Origin of the sequence: Candidatus Desulfatibia sp., from assembly GCF_036446775.1 — a bacterium.
Classification (GTDB): Bacteria; Desulfobacterota; Desulfobacteria; order Desulfobacterales; family UBA11574; genus Desulfatibia_A.
This window is the reverse complement of the sequence record NZ_JAZFTO010000294.1, coordinates 1-2,277: the sequence shown is the minus strand read 5'-3', so window position 1 is coordinate 2,277 and position 2,277 is coordinate 1. Positions and strand designations below refer to the sequence as shown.

General features: G+C 49.9%; 2 protein-coding genes. Both read left to right on the top strand.

Features of this window, described 5'->3' with window-relative positions:
* Positions 1-448: N-acetyltransferase family protein (locus V3S16_RS13765; RefSeq protein WP_413885893.1), on the top strand; the 448-nt coding region annotated here is incomplete at its 5' end.
* 122 nt (positions 449-570) lie between these two features.
* Positions 571-2,277, top strand: a 1,707-nt coding sequence (locus V3S16_RS13760; RefSeq protein ID WP_413885891.1) for an ASKHA domain-containing protein, incomplete at its 3' end; no start/stop codon positions are given.

The window sequence follows — 2,277 nt, the reverse complement described above, 5'->3', positions numbered from 1 at the left end:
CCGCAGAATTCAGGAGCATTTTTATAATCTGGATAAGGAAGATATCTTTGCCAGATTTTTTAATTTAAAAACCAGTTTTGTGCGTGATGATGTCGAAGGCATGTTTCAAATCGATTATATCAACAATTTGACCTTACTTGCAGTAGTCGGGGAATTCGGATTCGGCAAGGTGGTTGCCGCGGGAGAATATTATCTGGATCCGGACATAAACATGGCGGAAACCGCCTTTTCGGTGGACAAAAAATGGCAGGGCAAGGGCTTGGGAAAGATTTTAATGAGAAAACTGTCCGGAGCAGCCCGCGAAAACGGCATCGCCGGCCTGACGGCCTATACCCTGCCCGGCAACAAGGGCATGCTAAGGCTCTTTAAAACCATGCCGTACAAAATCACGAGCGTTTATGACGGTGATGTGATTGAATTGACTTGCAGGTTTGATGAACTCGCCTGAAGGGTTCAGAGGTTCAGGGTTCAGAGGTTCAGGGTTCGGGGTTCAGGGTTCAGGAAATAATGGTTAACAATTAATAATTAACAATTGATTATTAATTATTATATTCGGGTTCAGAGGTTAACATGACTAAACACAGCGTTTTATTTCTGCCGCATAATAAAAAAGTAACTGTGCCGTACGGCCATAATTTAATCCGTGCCGCCCTGGAAGCAGGGGTTCATATTAACGCCTCCTGCGGCGGTGAAGGTGTCTGCGGCAAATGCCGGGTTATAATTGAAGATGGTACCGTTGAGGGGGGCATTTCCGCAAAGCTGAAAAAAGCCGATCAGGAAAAAGGCTACCGGCAGGCCTGCCTGGCGGATGTCAAAAGCGATGTGGTCATACGTGTCCCCATTGAATCTGAGATGGATGCGGGTATGTTAAACCTGCACAGCACACCGCGGCGCACCGCCGGGATCCAGGAAATGAATCTGGAGGAATTGAAGGATAGAGGCCTTTTCATGCCGCCGGTTGAGAAAAAGTACCTGGAACTTCCCGAGCCCAATGCCCAGGACAATCTGCCGGATGTAACCAGACTCGTCACTTACCTGCAGATCAAACACGACGAGCATCGTCTGGTGGTCGAAATGCCGGTAATACGAAAACTGCCGGATATTTTAAGAAAAAACGATTTCAAGGTCACAGCGACCTTGGCCCGTCCGGTGCAGTCCGGCCGCAAAACCAATATCATCAACATTCAGCCGGGGGATACCACCGATCGCAATTATGCCATTGCCTTGGATATCGGCACAACCACCATTTATGCACAGTTAATCGACTTGATTACCGGCAAGGTCCTGGCCCAGTTTGGAGAATATAACGGTCAGATCAGCTATGGTGAAGACGTCATCAGCCGGATCATCTTCGCGGAAAAAGCCGGCGGGCTGGAAAAACTTAATGAGGTCGTCGTAAAAACCATTAACACGTTAATCCGCAAACTCATCCGGCGGGCTAAAATCGATATTGACGAAATTTCCTCGGTAACCTTAGCGGGCAACACGATCATGACCCAGCTTTTGCTAAAGGTCAACCCCCGATATATCCGGCGTTCGCCTTATGTGCCGGCTTCGACGCTGTATCCGCCCATAAAAGCCGTTGACTTGGGTATGGAACTGGGAGACCACACTACGGCGCTGTTTTACCCGGCCGTCTCCAGCTACGTGGGCGGAGACATTGTGGCCGGTGTCATGGGATCCGGCATGGACCATACTGATAAGCTTACCCTGTTTATGGATATCGGCACCAATGCAGAAATTGTGATCGGCAACAAAGACTGGCTGGCCTGTGCCGCCTGCAGTGCGGGACCCGCGTTCGAAGGGGGCGGCGTCGAATTCGGCATGCTGGCCGCCAAAGGCGCCATCGAAGATTTTTCCATGGACCCCTTTACCTTTGAACCCATGAACATCACCATCGGCAATGTCAGGCCCAAAGGTATTTGCGGCAGCGGACTGATTACCATTGCGGCCGTATTGTTTGAAATGGGTGTGATTGACAACCGGGGAAAATTTGACTCCAGCCTGGCAACACCTCGCATCCGCGAAACCGACGGCATTTTTGAATATGTGCTGGCCTGGAAGGAAGAGACCCAAATCGACAGAGATATCGTCCTTACGGAGCCGGATCTTGACAATCTGATCCGCGCCAAAGGCGCCATGTACAGTGGTTGTATGACCCTTCTTGAAGAGGTGGGGCTCGGGGTCAATGATATCGAACAGATTTTTCTGGCAGGGGGTTTTGGGAGTTATGTAGATCTTGAAAAAGCCATGGTCATCGGTCTGCTGCCTGAAATC